We start from the raw sequence: 17,008 nt of genomic DNA, 5'->3' as shown, positions 1-17,008 counted from the left end.
TTCAGTTGTTAAAGAGCGTTTGGCTAAGAGCTTTCGTCTCAACCGAGGCGCGCATTCTACAGCAGCCTCATTTGCTGTCAAGTGATTATTTTCAGAATCCTTAAAACTTCTTCAATAAAATCAATCACTTGCGCTAGCTGCAACATCAAGATGCTCGCTAGCGGGAGGCGAATAATACAGGATTGAAACAGGTGGTCAACCCCCTATTCCTCAAAATTCTGATCTGCTCCAATTCGGCTCCTTGGACTGGCGTGAGTCCGCCGTTTGAACGTAAGCACTCCAGCTACCGCGTTTGCCTGACGATATCGATCGAAATTTCCCTTGCTGCCACCGTTCCGCGGTTCTCGAGCCAATGTGTGGTGTTCCGGTCCTCCGGCCAACCCACTCCCGGTCCGTAGTCCGTAGCGACGCCATTTCTATGATCCGTTATCGTTCCCTGCAATATATAGACGACACCCGGTCTGTCTTTATGGTTGTGGACAGGCCCGAAAACGCCTCCCGGCTCAATGGTCACCATCCGCATACGGAGCAGGCGCCCCGCCATCCCCTCGATTTCCGGCCCAAGGTCAATCGTTGCAAGCATTTCCACTGCAACACCTTTCGTCTCTGGAGCCATCTGCTCTTGGTTGATCATGCTGCTCTCCTGCCATGCGGAACCTGACTAGCAGTAAACACCCGAAACGGCACAAGCTGCCATCAGTCGACGAGAGGTCGGTTATTCAAGCGGTTGCTGATTCCACGGCGTTGGATATGAGCCCGTCATAGAGGGCAGACAAAAAACGGGGCCGTTTCATTCTCAAAGATGGAACGGCCTCGCTCTCCATGAGGACCCAACCTACACGACCTCAAGCGCGCTTCGGCAGCTTCCAGTTGGGACGAATGAAGTGGCAGGTGTAGCCATTCGGAATACGTTCAAGGTAGTCCTGATGCTCGGGCTCGGCTTCCCAGAACGGACCCGCCGGTTCAATTTCGGTGACCACCCGCCCCGGCCACAGGCGCGAGGCGTCGACGTCAGCGGCAGTGTCCTCGGCAATGTCGCGCTGTTGTTCGTTGAGGTAATAGATCGCCGAACGGTAGCTGGGGCCCAGGTCGTTGCCCTGACGGTTGGGCGTGGTCGGGTCGTGAATCTGGAAGAAGAACTCGAGGATCTGCCGATAGCTGATCACCGCTGGGTCGAAAATGATCTCAATGGCTTCGGCGTGGTTGCCATGGTTGCGGTAGGTGGCATTCGGTACATCGCCCCCGCTGTACCCGACACGGGTTTTCAGCACCCCCGGATAGCGCCGCAGCAGGTCCTGCATGCCCCAGAAGCAGCCACCGGCGAGGATGGCAGTTTCGGTTTGGCTGGTCATGATTTGTCCTTCCCTTCGGGATATTGGAGGTGGTCATTGTTATGAGGGCGCGCTGGCCAATTCCAAGGCTGTCTTCCACATTTACCTCAGGCAAACGCGGCCCCGATAAACGCCTCCAGCGCTTGTGCCTCCAGAATCTCGATGGAGAAATGTCCGAAGCGCTTGGGCAGCCAGATGATGCGTGTCCCTGACGGTGATTGCAGATTGACGCGTTCCAGTGGCTGGCCGTTTTCGTCTTCTGGCTGCACGCCGGCGAGCACCAGTTCGTCGTAGGCCTTTTCGATGTCCGGTGTCGAGTAGCAATGACGGTAGATCATCCCCTCTCCCGACGAATCCAGCAGATGCTTGAGATTCCCTGCCAACGGCTGGACCAGCATGAAGCGCTCCTGACCAATCAGCGCTATCGCGTAGCGAACGTGCAGACCGCCGCGCTCCCAGACGAGGATTCGGGAAATTCTGGCCTGTAGAATCTGCGCATAGTAAGCGCAAGCCTCTTCAAGGTCGTTGACCAGTACATCGACGTGACTGAACTTAAGATCCATTGCAATGCTCCTTGCGGCAGACGCCCATCTTAAAAACAAAAAAGCACCCGAAGGTGCTTTTTTATTGCCGCTGTCAGCGCTACGAAGTCTTCACGCCGGCCCGGGCCGCGTGCAGCTTCTTGTAGCTGTCGATCAGTCGCAGGTGGCGGTCGAGGCCTTCGAGCTTCATGCTGGTCGGCGTCAAACCGTAGAAGCGTACGCTGCCGTCCACCGAGCCGATCGCCGCATCCATCCGCTCGTTACCGAACATGCGGCGGAAGTTGGCTTCGTAGTCGGCCAGTTCCAGATCTTCGTCCAGTTGCATCTCCAGCACCCCGTTGACGGCCTGGTAGAACAGACCCCGCTCGACGGTGTTGTCGTTGTACTGCAGGAACATCTCTACCGCCTCTTTAGCCTCCTCGATCTGCCCCAGGGCGAGCCAGATCAGCAGTTTCAGTTCCAGAATCGTCAGTTGACCCCACACGGTGTTGTCGTCGAACTCGATGCCGATCAGCGTGGTGATGTCGGTGTAGTCGTCCAGTTCGCTTTCCACCAGGCGCTCGACCAGCGACTGAAGTTCTTCATCATTCAAGCGATGCAGGTTGAGGATGTCTTCGCGGAAGAACAGCGCCTTGTTGGTGTTGTCCCAGATCAGGTCGTCCACCGGGTAGATTTCCGAGTAGTCCGGCACCAGGATGCGGCAAGCGGTGGCGCCGATGTGCTCGTACACCGCCATGTACACTTCCTTGCCCATGCCCTTGAGGATGCCGAACAGGGTTTCGGCCTCCTCGGCATTGGAGTTTTCTCCCTGAGCGGTGAAGTCCCACTCCACAAATTCGTATTCCGCCTGAGCGCTGAAAAAGCGCCACGACACCACGCCGCTGGAGTCGATGAAGTGCTCGACGAAGTTGTTCGGCTCAGTGACCGCGTGACCTTCGAAGGTCGGCTGCGGCAGATCGTTCAGGCCTTCGAAGCTGCGGCCCTGCAGCAGCTCGGTCAGACTGCGCTCCAGCGCCACTTCGAAGCTCGGATGTGCGCCGAACGAGGCGAACACACCGCCGGTGCGCGGGTTCATCAGCGTGACGCACATTACCGGGAATTCGCCGCCCAACGACGCATCCTTCACCAGCACCGGGAAGCCCTGGGCTTCCAGGCCTTGAATGCCCGCCATGATCGCCGGGTACTTGGCCAATACTTCCTGCGGCACGTCCGGCAACGCGAATTCGCCTTCGATGATTTCGCGTTTCACCGCACGTTCGAAGATTTCCGACAGGCATTGCACCTGGGCTTCGGCCAGCGTATTGCCGGCGCTCATGCCATTGCTCAGGTACAGGTTTTCGATGAGGTTCGACGGGAAGTACACCACTTCGCCGTCCGACTGGCGCACGAACGGCAGCGATACGATGCCGCGTTCTTCATTGCCCGAGTTGGTGTCGATCAGGTGCGAGCCGCGCAGCTCGCCGTCACGGTTATAGATCCTCAGGCAATACGGGTCGAGGATTTCGGTTGGCAGCTCATCGTTGCGGCCCGGCTGGAACCAGCGCTCGTCGGGGTAATGCACGAACGGCGCACTGGCAAGATCCAGGCCCCAGAACTGATCGTTGTAGAAGAAGTTGCAGTTAAGGCGCTCGATGAACTCGCCCAGCGCCGAAGCCAGTGCGCTTTCCTTGGTCGAGCCCTTGCCGTTGGTGAAGCACATCGGCGAGTGCGCGTCGCGAATGTGCAGCGACCACACGTTCGGCACGATGTTGCGCCACGAAGCGATTTCGATCTTCATGCCGAGGTCGGCGAGGATGCCCGACATGTTGGCGATGGTCTGCTCCAGTGGCAGATCCTTGCCCGGAATGCAGGTGCTGGTGCTCGAATTGGCGCCCGGCATCAACAGTGCCTGTGCGTCGGCGTCGAGGTTTTCCACTTCTTCAATGACGAACTCGGGGCCGGCTTGCACCACCTTCTTCACGGTGCAACGGTCGATGGAACGCAGGATGCCCTGGCGGTCCTTGTCGGAGATGTCTGCCGGCAGCTCGACCTGAATCTTGAAGATCTGGTTGTAGCGATTCTCCGGGTCAACGATGTTGTTCTGCGACAGGCGGATGTTATCGGTCGGGATGTTGCGGGTTTCGCAATACAGCTTCACGAAGTACGCCGCACACAGCGCCGACGAGGCCAGGAAGTAATCGAACGGCCCCGGCGCCGAACCATCGCCCTTGTAGCGGATCGGTTGGTCGGCCACCACCGTGAAGTCGTCGAACTTGGCTTCAAGTCGAAGGTTGTCGAGAAAGTTGACCTTGATTTCCATGGGGGACTACCAGAATAGCGAGCTGAACAGAATGGCCGCCATTATCCGGTTTTTGAGCGGGAAGTCTTGTGCTTTGGCGTTTTGGCCGCCGACCGGAGCGCCGCTCAGGTCGAGACGTTGCGCTGCGCCATCTCGTCGACGATGGCGTCGATCACGCAGCGAGCCGTCGGCGACCGGCTGCGGTTGGGCAGGCTGACGACACCGATTTCGGAATGCAATCCAGGCCGATCCACGACCTGCAGTTCGATCAGTTTGCCAATGCGCAGGTCTTCAGCCACGGCGCCGTGAATCACGCCGAGGATCGTATCCGTGGAACAGGCCACCGTCCTGAGCAAAGCCACGTCGTCACACTCCAGCGCCAGAGGCAATGCCTGGCGAGTGGAGATACCGAGGGTTCGTGCCGTCTCGTCCTTGACCACGGTCGGCAGGCGCGTCGTCGCGATGCCGTAGGCTTCCAGATCTCTCATTGTCACCTGGCGTCCGGCCAGTGGATGTTTCGGCCTGACGAAAAAACCCGCCGAAGCCTGGCCCAGCGACTGAATCCGCAGATCGGACTCAGCGGAGAAGTTACGAATGTCCGCGACGAAAAACTCGATTGCCTCGTCCCGCAATCGGGCTTCAAGAATCTGCCAGTTATTGACCTCTACCCGCAGGGTGACTTCCGGATATTCCCGGCGCAACCGAGGCACGACCTGATGCATCAACATCGCCGCCGGAAATGGTCCGACGCCGAACGCGAGGCTGCCGAGCCGGCCATCGCCGTAAAGCGCCAGGTCCCGCTCCAGCGAGCGTGCATCGAACAGCAGCCGCCGCGCCCGCTCGATCAGAAATTCCCCCGCCGGCGTCGGGCGTACGTCACCACTGTCCCGGTCGAACAGACGCTGACCGGTTTCGCTTTCCAGTGCCTGGATGCTGCGGCTCAGAGCCGGCTGGCTCAGGTGCACGCGTTCGGCGGCGCGGCCGAAATGGCGTTCATCGGCAAGGGCCAGCAGGTGAGTGAGTCGTTTAAGCTCCATCTGACCGATGCTAGCCACGCATTGGCCGGATGTAAACAATGCATTGGATACATCGCGCCCGCCTCCCTACTCTCTGATCAATCGATCCTCGGAGAACAACAAGAATGAGACCGACCTTTCACACACTGATCGCTCTGACGCTGGTTTCCCTCGCCGGCTGTGACAAACCGCCCAGCGTTGCCAGCGGCGAAGCGACACCCGCGACTGCGGCGGTGATAGAAGCCTCAATCAAGGGCCTGAACCTCAACGACGCTCGGGACATGGAAGACGCCCAGCGCGGTCTCGTCGCCCGCCCGACCGGCCAGATCCTCGGCTCCGACGGCACAGTGCTGATCGACTTCGACGCGTACCGGTTCATCGAGGGCAAGGCCCCCGCCACGGTCAACCCCAGCCTGTGGCGCCACGCGATGCTCAACGCGCAGATCGGGCTGTTCAAGGTCACTGATGGCATTTATCAGTTGCGCGGTTTTGACATCGCCAACATGACACTGATCGAGGGGAAGAACGGATGGATCGTCGTCGACCCGCTGACCTCGAAAGAAACCGCCGCCGCTGCCCTGGCCTTTGCCCGCGCGCAACTGGGCGACAAACCCGTGACTGCCATCATCTTCACCCATGACCATGCCGACCACTTCGGCGGCGTACTGGGCATTACCTCGGTCGCGGAAGTCGCCGAGCGCAAGATTCCCGTGGTGGCCCCTGCCGGGTTCATGGAGGAAGCCACCAGCGAAAACGTGCTGGCGGGCCCCGCCATGTCGCGCCGTTCGATGTATCAGTTCGGCAAGAATCTGAGGCCGGGCGCAACCGGCATGGTGGATACCGGGCTGGGCAAAAACGTCGCCTACGGCAGCATCGGCATTCTGGCGCCGACGCAGATCATCGATCAGCCGAAGCAGGAGCTGGTGCTCGACGGCGTGACCTTCGTGTTCCACAACATACCGGGGGCCGAAGCCCCGGCCGAACTGACCTTCTCGATCCCTGAGCGCAAGGCTTATGGCGGCGCGGAACTGCTGGCGCAAACCATGCACAATCTGTTGCCGATCCGTGGCGCCAAGGTTCGTGACGCATTGCGCTGGTCCGACTACGCCCAGATCGCCCTCGATGAACTGGGCGACACCGAAGTCTATTTCGGCCAGCACAACTGGCCGGTCTGGGGCAACGAGCGCATCCGCGAATTCATCACCAAGCACCGCGATGTCTACAAGTACATGCACGACCAGACCGTGCGTCTGATGAACGCCGGCTACACACCCGACGAAATCGCCGAGAAGATCCAGTTACCTGAGTCTCTATCCTCATACTTCGGCACCCGCGGCTATTACGGCGACGTGCGACACAACGTCAAGGCGATCTACCAGATGTACCTCGGCGCCTACGATGGCAACCCGGCGCATCTGAATCCGCTGCCCCCCAGGGAGTCCGCCAGACGCTACGTCGAGTTGATGGGCGGCAACGCCAAAGTGCTCGAGGCCGCACGCGTGGCCTATGACAAAGGCGAATACCGCTGGGTCGCCGAGCTGCTGGATCAAGCCGTCCTCGACCAGCCCGACGACAAGGCCGCCAAGGAACTGCTGGCCAGAACTTACGAACAGCTGGGCTATCAGTCGGAGTCAGCCACCTGGCGCAACAGCTACCTGACCGCCGCCCAGGAACTGCGCAACGGCCCGCCGGACAAAGGCGTGCGCCGCTCGGACCTGATCGAGCTGATGAAGCAGACACCCACCGAACGCTTCCTCGAAGCCATGGCCGCCAGCCTCGACGGGCCTGCGGCGGACGGCAAGAACTGGACCTTCAATCTGCAACTGACCGACACGCAGGAATCGTTCGTGCTGTGGATCGAGAACGCCGTCCTGCACTTTCGCCGGGGTGCGCCGGCAAACAATGCCAACGCCACGCTGAGCGTCACCAAGGATCTTTTCGTGCAACTGCTGGGCGGTACGGCGGGGTTCAAGGATGCCCTCACCTCGAAAGACCTGAAGGTCGATGGCAGCACGGTGGATCTGGTGCGATTCCTTGGATTGCTGGAGAAAGCACCGGGCAACTTTGCAATCGTCGCTCAAGCGCGCGATTGATTGGTGAAGGGGCGTTCGGCTGTAATGCCTGAAGAGGTCAACCCTGAGCAAGTCCGGCTAGGTATCGATACGCCGCTTTCGACGATTCTAGGGCCGACCGTTATTCCAGGAGCTTCACGCCGTGCCCGACACACCGATGCATTCTGCCTACGCGAAGCGCTTCACCGTCGTACTTGCCTACATCGACGCCAACCTTGAGGGTGACCTGTCGGTGAAAGCGCTGAGCCAGGTGGCGAACTTCTCCGAGTTCCACTTTCACCGGCAGTTCACGGGATACGTCGGCGTGCCCGTCTCGCGCTACGTGCAACTGATGCGCCTGCGTCGGGCTGCGCACCGTCTGACCACCCTGCCCGACCATTCGGTGATGGACGCGGCGTTCGATGCCGGTTTCGAAAGCCCGGAAGCGTTTTCCAGGGCATTCAAGCGCGACTTCGGCACCTCGCCGGGGGCATTTCGCAAGGCTCCGGACTGGAGCGTCTGGCACACGGTCTTCGCCATTCCTCACTTTTCAAGGAGCATCGCCATGCAGGTACGAATTGTCGATTTCCCCGGAGTCCAGGTCGCTGCACTCGATCACCGTGGGCCTCCCGGCCTTGTCAATCAAAGCGTGCAACGCTTCATCCAGTGGCGTCAGCAGAGCGGGCAGTCACCGGTGGCCTCGAGCCGCACATTCGGAATCCCTTACGGCAACCCCGATACGACGCCGCCGGAAGACTTTCATTTTGCGATCTGCGGCGAAATCCGCGAAGCCGTGGCGCCGAATGAGTTCAACGTGGGTGAACTCGATATCCCTGCGGGGCGTTGCGCCGTGGTGCGTCATGTGGGCCCCACCGACCACATCGGCGAAAGCATCTACCCGGTCTATCGCGACTGGCTGCCCGCCAGCGGCGAAGAGTTGCGCGATCACCCGCTGTTTTTCGAGTACTTGAGCATCAGCCCCGAGATCCCGCAGGAGCAGTGGCAAACGGATATTTACGTGCCGCTGCGCTAACCATCGCGTGCCCCTCAGGCTCAGCTAAGTTTCACTGGATACCGTCTCTCCTGCGCACATTCAGCGCTGCCCAGGAGAGGCCATCCACCCATGAACCCCGCCCTAGCCGACTGGCTCAACAAAGTGCCCGAAGTGACGCTGTCCTTCTGGGTAATCAAGATCCTGTCCACGACCGTGGGCGAAACCGGTGCCGACTTTCTGGCCGTGGACGCCGGTTTCGGCGCCGGCCCCACCAGCCTCGGCATGGCTGCGCTGCTGGCCATCGCGCTGTTCTGCCAGATGCGCACCAAGGCCTACACCCCCTGGATCTACTGGCTGACGGTGGTGCTGGTGAGCATCGTCGGCACGCAAATCACCGACATTCTGACCGACATGCTGGACGTCAGCCTCTACACCAGCACGGTGGTGTTCTCCGTGTTGCTGGTGGTGAATTTCCTGATCTGGTTCCGGACCGAACGCAGCCTGTCGATTCGCGAAATCGTCACCCCGCGCCGGGAGCTGTTCTATTGGGCCACGGTGCTCTGTACCTTTGCCCTGGGTACCGCCGCCGGCGACCTGGCGACTGAAGCATTGGGCCTGGGCTTCACCCTCGGTGCAGTGATCTTCGGTGCCTTGATCGCGGCCACCCTGCTCGCCTGGCGCATGGGCGCCAACACCGTGCTGACCTTCTGGATCGCCTACATCCTGACCCGCCCCTTCGGTGCCTCTCTCGGTGACCTGCTGACCCAGGCCAAGACCTACGGCGGACTCGGCATGGGCGCCACTTGGACCAGTGCGATTTTCCTCTGCGTCATTGTCCTGCTGGTCACCGTCGCGCAGATCAGCGTCGGCAATCGCAAAGCCATCACTCAGTAAACCTTCAGACTTTCATCAAGGAATCATCATGCGCCAGATTCAAACCATCATTCGTCACGTCGCCATTGTCTCGTCCATCTGCCTGCTGAGCATTGCTGCCGGCTGCTCGAAACCGGCGGACAAGCCTGCTGCAAACGCCGCTGCAGGAGCCGTCAGCACACAAGGCCAGGCCGCCTCCAAACTGGGGGATCTGTCCGAGTTCCGCAACATCGCGGCCGACGTAGCTGCCCTGGTCGATAAAAACGATCTGCCCGGCGCCAAGGCCCGGATCAAGGATCTGGAAACCGCCTGGGACTCGGCCGAAGCCGGGATCAAACCCCGTGCCGCCGGCGACTGGCACATGCTGGACAAGGCCATCGACCGCTCGCTCGACACCTTGCGCGCCAGCGCCCCGCAGCAGAAAGACTGCAAGGCGCGGATGGACGAGTTGCTCAAGGCCTTCGACTCGCTGAAGGGCAACGCCTGATCCGGGCCGGACAAACCTTTGCACAGATGCTTCAATACAAGCGCGACGGCCCTGCCCGTCGCGCTATTTTTTTGGGGAGCGGGTGATGCGGATATTACTGGTTGAAGACGATCCGATGATCGGCGATGCCATCCAGAGCGCGCTGAACGACGCCAGCTACGCCACCGACTGGGTAAAAAACGGACTCACCGCACTCGCCACGCTGGACACCCAGCACTACGACCTGGTGCTGCTGGACCTCGGCCTGCCCGGCAAGGACGGGCTGGACGTGCTCGACAGCATTCGCACTCGCAACAACCCGGTGCCGCTGCTCATTATCACCGCCCGCGACGGCCTCGATGATCGCCTGCGCGGCCTCGACGGCGGTGCTGACGATTACCTGCTCAAGCCCTTCGACATGGCCGAACTCCTGGCGCGGATGCGCGCAGTGCTGCGACGCAAGGGCGGGACGGCATTGTCTGTGCTCGACAACGGCGTGGTGTCCCTCGATCTGCTTTCCAAGCAAGCCTCGACCGCGGACAAACCGGACGTGCAGTTGTCCAGCCGCGAATTCGCCCTGTTGCAGGCCCTGCTGATCCGGCCCGGGGCGATCCTCTCGCGCAGTGAACTGGAAGACCGGCTCTATGGCTGGGGCAATGAAGTAGAAAGCAACGCGGTGGAGTTTCTGATTCACGCCCTGCGACGCAAACTCGGCAGCCACGTCATCAAGAACGTCAGGGGAATGGGATGGATGGTTTCAAAAGGCGCTTGAAGGATTCGGTGCAGCTGCGACTGTCGCTCACGCTTTCAATGGCCATTCTGGTCGTCGCGCTGCTGGCCGCCGGGTTCGCATTCATCTCGGCACTGGACGAGGCCCACGAAATGCAGGACGAGACGTTGCGCCAGGTCGCAGCACTTTACGACCGTCAGCAAATGGCCCTGCACTATCCCGCCGCTCAGGCTGTGGGCGACGACAACGAAGAATCCCGGGTCATCGTGCAATACCTGGCCGACGGCAGCCAAGCGGTCGGCAACGACGACGCCTCGCTGCCACTGCCCTTCCCCACGAATCTGCCCGATGGCCTGTCGACCTTGAAGGTGACCGGCGAAGACTTTCGCGTGCTGGTCAGAACCACGACCCGTGGCGAGCGCATCATCGTTGCTCAGGAGTCCGGCATTCGCGATAAAGAGGCCCGCGAAAGTGCCTGGCGCAGCCTGTTGCCGTTTCTGATCCTGTTTCCAGTGCTGTTGCTGGTGGTGGGCGACCTGGTGCGCAAAATGTTCCGCCCCATCGCCACGCTTTCGGCCGATATCGACCAGCGTGACGAACAGTCCCTGCACCCGGTAGACGAAAGCCATGTGCCGAGCGAGATCCGGCCGTTTGTGGTGGCCATCAACCGCCTGCTCGGTCGCGTCGCCCAGTCCGTGGAAACCCAAAGGCGCTTCGTTGCCGATGCCGCCCACGAACTGCGTTCGCCGATGACCGCCCTGTCCCTGCAGGCCGAACGACTGGCCGCCACCGATATGCCCTCACCGGCCCGCGAGCGCCTGTTGCCGTTGCGCCGAGGTATCGAACGCAGCAGAAATCTGATCGATCAACTGTTGACGCTGGCTGCCGCGCAGTCGAATACCCAGGCAGCACCGACAACCGTTTCAGTCCTGCGCATCTACCGACAGGTTCTGGAGGACCTGTTGCCACTGGCTGAACGCAAGGACATCGATATCGGTGTCGAAAGCGGCGAAGACGTAAAAGTCTGCATCAACGAAACCGACCTGCTGATCCTGATCCGCAACCTGGTGGACAACGCGATTCGCTACACCCCGCCCGGCGGGCGTATCGATCTTTCAGTCACCCGCGAGCAAACGGCGGTGATCCTGCAAGTCAGCGATACCGGGCCCGGAATTCCGCTGGATGAACAGGCGCGTGTATTCGATCCGTTCTATCGCAGTCTGGGCACTGGGGAATCGGGGTCGGGACTGGGCCTGTCCATCGTCAGAGCGATTGCCGACCGTTCGGGAGCCAGCATCCGGTTGGGTTTTTCTGACGAGGTCAGACGGAGCGGATTGTGTGTCCGGATCTTGCTCGTCAGCGTTTGAGCCAAAGCGGACGGTTCAATTGCGAACAGAATCAGGCAAGTAATCCACAGCAATGCACTATCAGACGCCAAGCACAGGACGGGAAGATGGCCCACCGAAAGATCCATCGAGGACGTTCCCATGCTTGTACAAGCCTACGGTGCCCACGCGGGCGACAAACCCCTTGAGCCCCTGCAGATCCATCGCCGCGCCCCGGCGGCCCACGACGTCCAGATCGACATCGCCTTCTGCGGCATCTGCCACTCCGACTTGCACCAGGTGCGATCGGAGTGGGCCGGTACGCAATTCCCTTGCGTACCGGGACACGAAATCGTCGGCCGCGTTTCGGCGGTCGGCGCTCACGTTTCCGCTTACAAGGTCGGCGATCTGGTCGGCGTCGGTTGCATCGTCGACAGCTGCAAACACTGCGAGGACTGCGAAACCGGCCTTGAAAACTATTGCGACGGCATGATCGGCACCTACAATTTCCCGACCCCGGACGCCCCCGGCTGGACCCTCGGCGGCTACTCGCAAAACATCGTGGTGCATGAGCGCTACGTACTGCGTATCCGCCACCCGGAAGCGCAACTGGCCGCCGTCGCACCGCTGCTGTGTGCGGGCATCACCACTTACTCGCCGCTGCGTCACTGGAACGCCGGGCCGGGCAAGAAAATCGGCGTGGTCGGCATCGGTGGTCTGGGTCATATGGGTATCAAACTGGCCCATGCGATGGGCGCGCATGTGGTGGCCTTCACTACGTCGGAGTCCAAGCGTGAAGCGGCGAAAGCCCTGGGGGCCGATGAGGTCGTTGTGTCGCACAATCCCGAAGAGATGGCCGCGCACACCAAGAGCTTCGACTTCATCCTCAACACCGTCGCCGCCCCGCACGATCTCGATGCGTTCCTGGTGCTGCTCAAGCGTGACGGCGCCCTGACACTGGTCGGCGCCCCTGCCTCGCCGCATCCATCGCCGAACGTGTTCAACCTGATCATGAAGCGCCGCACCATTGCCGGCTCGATGATCGGCGGCATTCCCGAAACCCAGGAGATGCTGGATTTCTGCGCCGAACACGGCATCGTGTCCGACATCGAACTGATTCGCGCGGATCAGATCAACGCGTCCTACGAGCGGATGCTCAAGGGCGACGTGAAATATCGATTCGTGATCGATAACGCGACACTGGCGGGCTGACCGGCACACCCGGAGAAAAGCGTTGCGCACGCGCACGCTTTTCTCCACACCACCGACAACGGCTGCAACATCCACTCTCTGCCCATCCACTCATTGATCTTTCCTTCCACACCCAGTAAAAAACCCTCTCCCTTTCCATCCTTGCAAGGAGCGGTGGATGCTCGAGCTATCCACGGAACGGCTTGACCTGCGCACAATGGCCGAATCCGACTGGCCGTTGTTCCTTCGACTGCACTGCGAACCACAAACCATGCAGTACGTATTCGGCGAAATTGCCGAGGAACAGGTGCGCAAGGGGTTTGAGCATCGGCTCCCGGCCTGGGATCCGCAGTCGGAACACTGGCTGTGCCTGGTGGTCACCGACAGAGCCAGCGGTCACGAACTGGGCGTGACCGGTTTTCGCATTGTGTCGCCGGGGCATGCCGAAGTCGGATGCCTGCTGTTGCCTGAACATCAGGGCAAGGGGTTCGGCACCGAGTCGCGCAAGGCGATCATCGACTACGCCGCCGCCATCGGGCTGAACTCGCTGGAATCGACCGTGACCGACGGCAACGTCGCGTCCTGCAAGGTGTTGGAGAAGTGCGGCTTTGTGTTCGCACGTCGTGAGCCGCAGGCCTACCGGATCGGTGATCGGTGGTACGACGATCTGATCTATCACTATCAAATACGCTGAGCCTTGCGCTCAACGACTCGCCAGGGAGGCCTTTCGTCGTGAACCCCTATCAATGTCTTCCCCCCCGCGCCTTCTGGCGTACCGCCGTGGCCGACAGGTCCGCGCCGGACATTGGTGAACTGTGGACGCCGCTGTTCGAAATCGGCAACAAGGACGCCATCGTCACCGCCGGTTCCTGTTTCGCCCAGCACATCGGTCGCGCACTGGTGGAACGCGGCATGAACTGGCTGGACGCGGAGCCCGCCCCGGACGAACTGCCCGAGGCTGACTGGAAGGCCCGCAACTATGGGGTGTTTTCCTTCCGCACCGGCAATCTGTACACCCCGGCCATGCTCTGCCAATGGCTTGAATGGGCACTGGGCGTCAGCGTACCGCCCGATGAAACCTGGGTTCATGACGGGCGTTTTTTCGACCCGTTCCGCCCCGCCGTGGAGCCCGACGGATTCGCCAGCGAACAGGCACTGGCCGAATCGCGGGAGATCACCCTCGAAGCCATCCGCGAAGGGCTGCGCCGGGCCAGGGTTTTCGTCTTCACCCTGGGTCTGACCGAAGCCTGGCAGCATCGCCAGACCTCTGTGATCTATCCGGTGTGCCCCGGCACCGTGCGCGGAACCTTTGATCCGCTGCTCCACCGTTTCCGCAATTTCGGTTTCATGGACACCTATGGCGACATGGTCCGGGCAGTGGAATTGATGCGCTCGATCAACCCGCAACTGCGCCTGCTGCTCACCGTTTCGCCGGTGCCCCTGACGGCAACCGCCACCGGGGAGCATGTACTGAGCGCCACAACCTATTCCAAATCGGTGCTGCGCGCCGTTGCCGGGCAATTGTGTGAAGACCTGCCCGACGTCGACTATTTCCCGTCCTACGAGATCATCACCGGCACCCCGTTCAAAGGCGCGTTTTACCAACCCAACCAGCGAGAAGTCACGCCAGACGGCGTGGCGTTCGTGATGCGGCAATTCTTTGCCGGACTTGAAGCCGTCCAGTCGGTGCAGGCGCCGAGCACCTCCACTAGTGTGTCCAGCGAGGATCTTGTCTGTGAAGACGCCGTACTCGATTACTACGCCTAGGTTTCTGCTGCTGGGTGACTCCCATGCCGGTGTCATCGGCAAGGCAGCGCGGGCCCGTGAACTGTCTTTCGGTGGCGGACCATTGGGAACCGGTCGGGATTTTGCGATCGATTTCTTCAGCCTGACCCGGCATGACGTGGTCTTTCGCGAAGCCGAGATGGATCGGCTGTATCGCCAGGCCCTCGACACGCTCCAAGCGCCGCAACTGGCGAAGGTCGGCGTGCCGCTGGTGAGCACCATCGGCCTGAGCCTGCACTATCTGGCCACCGCCGCGAACTGGACCTGTTACCAGAATGCGCAGGGTGAGTTCGATGAAGGGTTTCTCGCCGGACCGTTGTTCGAGACTGTCATCGACACCTTGTCCCGCCCCGCCCTGGCCTTCCATGAACAGGCCCTGGCGCTGAAGCTCAAGGTCTTCGCCGTGCTGCCGCCGCAACGGGTGCCCGAACTGTCCGACCCGCGTGTATTCATGGCTGCACAATCGCTGTTGATCGAACGCCTGCAAGGGCTTGGCGTCGAGCTGATTGATGTGCGCGAGGCGGCGAACGATGAGCAGGGTTTTCAGCGTGAAGCGTTCTGCGAAGTGGATGACCCGCTGCACGGCAATCTCGCGTTCGGTGACTTGATTGTCGAGCAACTGATCAGTCGCGGCGTCTAGAAAAAGAGGGAGCAAATTGCTCCCTCTGATGTTTTCAGGCCTTGGGCTGCGTCCCGAGAATCGTCACCCGCTCGCCATAGCGCGAGTGTGGGAAGTAATCCCAGACCGCATGGTGCTGGGTGCAGCGGTTATCCCAGAACACCAGCGTGTTCGGCGCCCAGCGAACGCGGCAACTGAGGGACGGCTCACGGGCCACCAGATCGAACAGCATGTTCAGCAGCACATGGCTTTCACCGGCGGACAACTGCACGATGTGCGACGTGAACCCGGAATTGACGAACAAGGATTTGCGCCCGGTTTCCGGGTGACGCACCACCACCGGGTGTTCAGTCCTGGGCAGATTGGCCGGCGCGTCGTAACCCTTCCACGGAATCGCACCGTCGTGAATCGCAGTCAGCTCGCCGAGGAACTGCTGCATCGCCGGCGAGAGCATTTCGATCGCCAGGTGCATGTTGGCAAATAACGTATCGCCGCCGGTACCGATGGCCGGGGTCTCCTTGACGTACAGCATCGAACCCATGGACGGCGCCAGGTCCGCCGTACCGTCGGTGTGCCAGGTTTCCCCGGCGACGTAGCGCGATTGCGCATTGGCGCGGATCACCACCAGCTCCGGATCATCGCCGTCGATATCCTCCACCGGTAAAGCCCGCAGCTCGCCGAACAACCGGCCAAACGCCTTGTGTTCCTCAACCGTCAGATGCTGATCGCGGAACACCAGCACATGGTTTTCCAGAAAGGCCCGGCGGATTTCCGCAAGCTGTTCATCATCCAGCGGTTGCGAAAGGTCAACGCCACCGACTTCGGCACCGATGATCGGTGTGATCCGGTCGACCGTGATGCGCTGATACGGCGCACGTTTTTCTGCGGCGATGCGCTCGATTGCCTTGAGTGCCAACTGATCCATGTTCCCTCACCTTTTTTATTGAAACGACGCCGATGACTGCTCGCGCAGAGAACGCGGGCGCATGTCGATCCAGAGCTCATTGATGTAATCCAGACAGACCTGACGTTCGCCACGCATCCCGGCCGCATTCCAGCCGCTGGCCATCGGCTTGCCCGCCGGCCACAGGGAATACTGACCCTGAGCGTTGATCACCACATCGAATTGCTGCTGTGCGTCATTCATGTCGTTTCTCCTGTTGAACGGGACTGCAGGTGCCGGACCAGCCCTTCTGCAAGATGGTTGAACAGCACACGCCGCTGTTCGTCAGTCTGGGCACAAGCCCAGACGTAAACCCGTGCCGACGCTGCGCAAACCTGCGCATACGCATCCGCGTCGTCAGTAGCGAAGGCCCGGGACGAGATTTCAACATTGGCGGTGGCATGGGCCTGAGCGAACGCAGTGGCGCTGGCTTCGGTATTCAGTTGCGCGTAATACACCGCGAACGCCTCGGCATCGCCGAAGTGCTCGGCGATCATCGCGGTGTTGCTCGGCGCGAGGCCGTAAGTCATCGCACTGGCATGAGCCTGGGCGTAAGCCGCGTCGTAGGCATAGGCCCGTCGATACAGCGCCAGCAACACCGGTTTGAGGGTGGCCCGCCACTCGCCCTGACGCCCGGACAAACCAAGGGCTGCCCGTTGATGCAGGCTTTGCAGCGCGAGCAGCGCCTGTCGATGTTTCGGCAATGCCTCGCACAACATCGGCACGACAACATCGGCTTGCCAACGATGAATCGGACGAAGCGACAGCGTGTCCTCGAACCCATGAATCCGCTGACGCAAAATTTCAGGCCGGTCTTCACACAGCACCTGCGCCAAGGTCGGCAACCATCGAGGCATCAAGATC

Annotated in this window: 18 protein-coding genes; 10 read left to right on the top strand and 8 right to left on the bottom strand. The window is 60.8% G+C overall.

Features of this window, described 5'->3' with window-relative positions; translation table 11 throughout:
* Window positions 1-283: 283 nt before the first annotated feature.
* The 5 genes from ACK6BI_RS22495 to ACK6BI_RS22475 form a co-directional block, all read right to left on the bottom strand.
* Entirely contained in the window at window positions 284-631 is a 348-nt protein-coding gene (locus ACK6BI_RS22495; RefSeq protein ID WP_409318785.1) for a cupin domain-containing protein, read from the bottom strand.
* Between the two features lie 214 nt (window positions 632-845).
* Window positions 846-1,352 (bottom strand): peptide-methionine (S)-S-oxide reductase MsrA, encoded by a 507-nt coding sequence (msrA, locus tag ACK6BI_RS22490; protein WP_260523208.1) that lies wholly within the window; start codon window positions 1,350-1,352, stop codon window positions 846-848.
* An 86-nt stretch (window positions 1,353-1,438) separates the two neighbouring features.
* Window positions 1,439-1,894 (bottom strand): VOC family protein, encoded by a 456-nt coding sequence (locus tag ACK6BI_RS22485; protein WP_409318781.1) that lies wholly within the window; start codon window positions 1,892-1,894, stop codon window positions 1,439-1,441.
* Between the two features lie 79 nt (window positions 1,895-1,973).
* Window positions 1,974-4,172 carry an OsmC domain/YcaO domain-containing protein gene (locus ACK6BI_RS22480; protein WP_409318780.1) on the bottom strand — a complete coding sequence of 733 codons (2,199 nt, stop codon included), beginning with the start codon at window positions 4,170-4,172 and terminating at the stop codon, window positions 1,974-1,976.
* Window positions 4,173-4,276: 104 nt separating this feature from the next.
* Window positions 4,277-5,188 carry a LysR family transcriptional regulator gene (locus tag ACK6BI_RS22475; protein ID WP_409318779.1) on the bottom strand — a complete coding sequence of 304 codons (912 nt, stop codon included), beginning with the start codon at window positions 5,186-5,188 and terminating at the stop codon, window positions 4,277-4,279.
* Window positions 5,189-5,292: 104 nt separating this feature from the next.
* Between ACK6BI_RS22475 and ACK6BI_RS22470 the strand changes: the two genes are divergently transcribed.
* From ACK6BI_RS22470 to ACK6BI_RS22425, 10 genes are all read left to right on the top strand, one after another.
* Window positions 5,293-7,260: an alkyl/aryl-sulfatase gene (locus ACK6BI_RS22470; RefSeq protein ID WP_409318778.1), complete on the top strand. Its 1,968-nt coding sequence runs from the start codon at window positions 5,293-5,295 to the stop codon at window positions 7,258-7,260.
* 136 nt (window positions 7,261-7,396) lie between these two features.
* Window positions 7,397-8,251, top strand: a complete 855-nt coding sequence (locus ACK6BI_RS22465; RefSeq protein WP_409318784.1) for a GyrI-like domain-containing protein — start codon at window positions 7,397-7,399, stop codon at window positions 8,249-8,251.
* Between the two features lie 90 nt (window positions 8,252-8,341).
* Window positions 8,342-9,106: a hypothetical protein gene (locus ACK6BI_RS22460; RefSeq protein WP_409318777.1), complete on the top strand. Its 765-nt coding sequence runs from the start codon at window positions 8,342-8,344 to the stop codon at window positions 9,104-9,106.
* 28 nt (window positions 9,107-9,134) lie between these two features.
* Window positions 9,135-9,572 carry a hypothetical protein gene (locus ACK6BI_RS22455; protein WP_409318776.1) on the top strand — a complete coding sequence of 146 codons (438 nt, stop codon included), beginning with the start codon at window positions 9,135-9,137 and terminating at the stop codon, window positions 9,570-9,572.
* Between the two features lie 85 nt (window positions 9,573-9,657).
* Window positions 9,658-10,323: a response regulator gene (locus tag ACK6BI_RS22450; RefSeq protein ID WP_409318775.1), complete on the top strand. Its 666-nt coding sequence runs from the start codon at window positions 9,658-9,660 to the stop codon at window positions 10,321-10,323.
* Window positions 10,299-11,648, top strand: coding sequence for an ATP-binding protein (locus tag ACK6BI_RS22445; RefSeq protein WP_409318774.1), 1,350 nt, complete (start codon window positions 10,299-10,301; stop codon window positions 11,646-11,648). The genes ACK6BI_RS22450 and ACK6BI_RS22445 overlap by 25 nt, the downstream gene beginning before the upstream one ends.
* Window positions 11,649-11,768: 120 nt before the next feature.
* Complete coding sequence (locus tag ACK6BI_RS22440) at window positions 11,769-12,818, top strand: NAD(P)-dependent alcohol dehydrogenase (RefSeq protein WP_409318773.1); 1,050 nt, start codon at window positions 11,769-11,771, stop codon at window positions 12,816-12,818.
* Between the two features lie 157 nt (window positions 12,819-12,975).
* Entirely contained in the window at window positions 12,976-13,491 is a 516-nt protein-coding gene (locus ACK6BI_RS22435; RefSeq protein ID WP_409318772.1) for a GNAT family N-acetyltransferase, read from the top strand.
* 86 nt (window positions 13,492-13,577) lie between these two features.
* Window positions 13,578-14,564, top strand: a complete 987-nt coding sequence (locus tag ACK6BI_RS22430; protein ID WP_409318771.1) for a GSCFA domain-containing protein — start codon at window positions 13,578-13,580, stop codon at window positions 14,562-14,564.
* Window positions 14,533-15,222, top strand: a complete 690-nt coding sequence (locus ACK6BI_RS22425; RefSeq protein ID WP_409318770.1) for a hypothetical protein — start codon at window positions 14,533-14,535, stop codon at window positions 15,220-15,222. The genes ACK6BI_RS22430 and ACK6BI_RS22425 overlap by 32 nt, the downstream gene beginning before the upstream one ends.
* 34 nt (window positions 15,223-15,256) lie before the next feature.
* Here the strand turns inward: ACK6BI_RS22425 and ACK6BI_RS22420 are convergent, their stop codons facing one another.
* From ACK6BI_RS22420 to ACK6BI_RS22410, 3 genes are read right to left on the bottom strand one after another with little or no spacing between them, the layout of a single operon-like run.
* Entirely contained in the window at window positions 15,257-16,126 is an 870-nt protein-coding gene (locus ACK6BI_RS22420) for a TauD/TfdA dioxygenase family protein (protein ID WP_409318769.1), read from the bottom strand.
* A 15-nt stretch (window positions 16,127-16,141) separates the two neighbouring features.
* Entirely contained in the window at window positions 16,142-16,348 is a 207-nt protein-coding gene (locus tag ACK6BI_RS22415) for an MbtH family protein (protein WP_409318768.1), read from the bottom strand.
* On the bottom strand, window positions 16,345-17,001 hold the full coding sequence (locus tag ACK6BI_RS22410; RefSeq protein ID WP_409318767.1) for a hypothetical protein: 657 nt from the start codon (window positions 16,999-17,001) through the stop codon (window positions 16,345-16,347). The genes ACK6BI_RS22415 and ACK6BI_RS22410 overlap by 4 nt, the downstream gene beginning before the upstream one ends.
* Window positions 17,002-17,008 lie beyond the last annotated feature (7 nt).

Origin of the sequence: Pseudomonas sp. KCJK9016, from assembly GCF_046231795.1 — a bacterium.
Lineage (GTDB): Bacteria > Pseudomonadota > Gammaproteobacteria > Pseudomonadales > Pseudomonadaceae > Aquipseudomonas > Aquipseudomonas bananamidigenes.
Note: the sequence above shows the minus strand (reverse complement) of the source record. Positions and strands in the feature narration are given on the sequence as shown.

What these genes read in the sequence shown, in the direction of transcription:
- ACK6BI_RS22435 (WP_409318772.1), top strand. Translation starts at nt 12,976, where the DNA reads ATGCTCGAGCTATCCACGGAACGGCTTGACCTGCGCACAATGGCCGAA.
- msrA (WP_260523208.1), bottom strand. Translation starts at nt 1,352, where the DNA reads ATGACCAGCCAAACCGAAACTGCCATCCTCGCCGGTGGCTGCTTCTGG.
- ACK6BI_RS22470 (WP_409318778.1), top strand. Translation starts at nt 5,293, where the DNA reads ATGAGACCGACCTTTCACACACTGATCGCTCTGACGCTGGTTTCCCTC.
- ACK6BI_RS22460 (WP_409318777.1), top strand. Translation starts at nt 8,342, where the DNA reads ATGAACCCCGCCCTAGCCGACTGGCTCAACAAAGTGCCCGAAGTGACG.
- ACK6BI_RS22485 (WP_409318781.1), bottom strand. Translation starts at nt 1,894, where the DNA reads ATGGATCTTAAGTTCAGTCACGTCGATGTACTGGTCAACGACCTTGAA.
- ACK6BI_RS22445 (WP_409318774.1), top strand. Translation starts at nt 10,299, where the DNA reads ATGGATGGTTTCAAAAGGCGCTTGAAGGATTCGGTGCAGCTGCGACTG.
- ACK6BI_RS22455 (WP_409318776.1), top strand. Translation starts at nt 9,135, where the DNA reads ATGCGCCAGATTCAAACCATCATTCGTCACGTCGCCATTGTCTCGTCC.
- ACK6BI_RS22450 (WP_409318775.1), top strand. Translation starts at nt 9,658, where the DNA reads ATGCGGATATTACTGGTTGAAGACGATCCGATGATCGGCGATGCCATC.
- ACK6BI_RS22440 (WP_409318773.1), top strand. Translation starts at nt 11,769, where the DNA reads ATGCTTGTACAAGCCTACGGTGCCCACGCGGGCGACAAACCCCTTGAG.
- ACK6BI_RS22465 (WP_409318784.1), top strand. Translation starts at nt 7,397, where the DNA reads ATGCATTCTGCCTACGCGAAGCGCTTCACCGTCGTACTTGCCTACATC.
- ACK6BI_RS22415 (WP_409318768.1), bottom strand. Translation starts at nt 16,348, where the DNA reads ATGAATGACGCACAGCAGCAATTCGATGTGGTGATCAACGCTCAGGGT.
- ACK6BI_RS22410 (WP_409318767.1), bottom strand. Translation starts at nt 17,001, where the DNA reads ATGCCTCGATGGTTGCCGACCTTGGCGCAGGTGCTGTGTGAAGACCGG.
- ACK6BI_RS22475 (WP_409318779.1), bottom strand. Translation starts at nt 5,188, where the DNA reads ATGGAGCTTAAACGACTCACTCACCTGCTGGCCCTTGCCGATGAACGC.
- ACK6BI_RS22480 (WP_409318780.1), bottom strand. Translation starts at nt 4,172, where the DNA reads ATGGAAATCAAGGTCAACTTTCTCGACAACCTTCGACTTGAAGCCAAG.
- ACK6BI_RS22420 (WP_409318769.1), bottom strand. Translation starts at nt 16,126, where the DNA reads ATGGATCAGTTGGCACTCAAGGCAATCGAGCGCATCGCCGCAGAAAAA.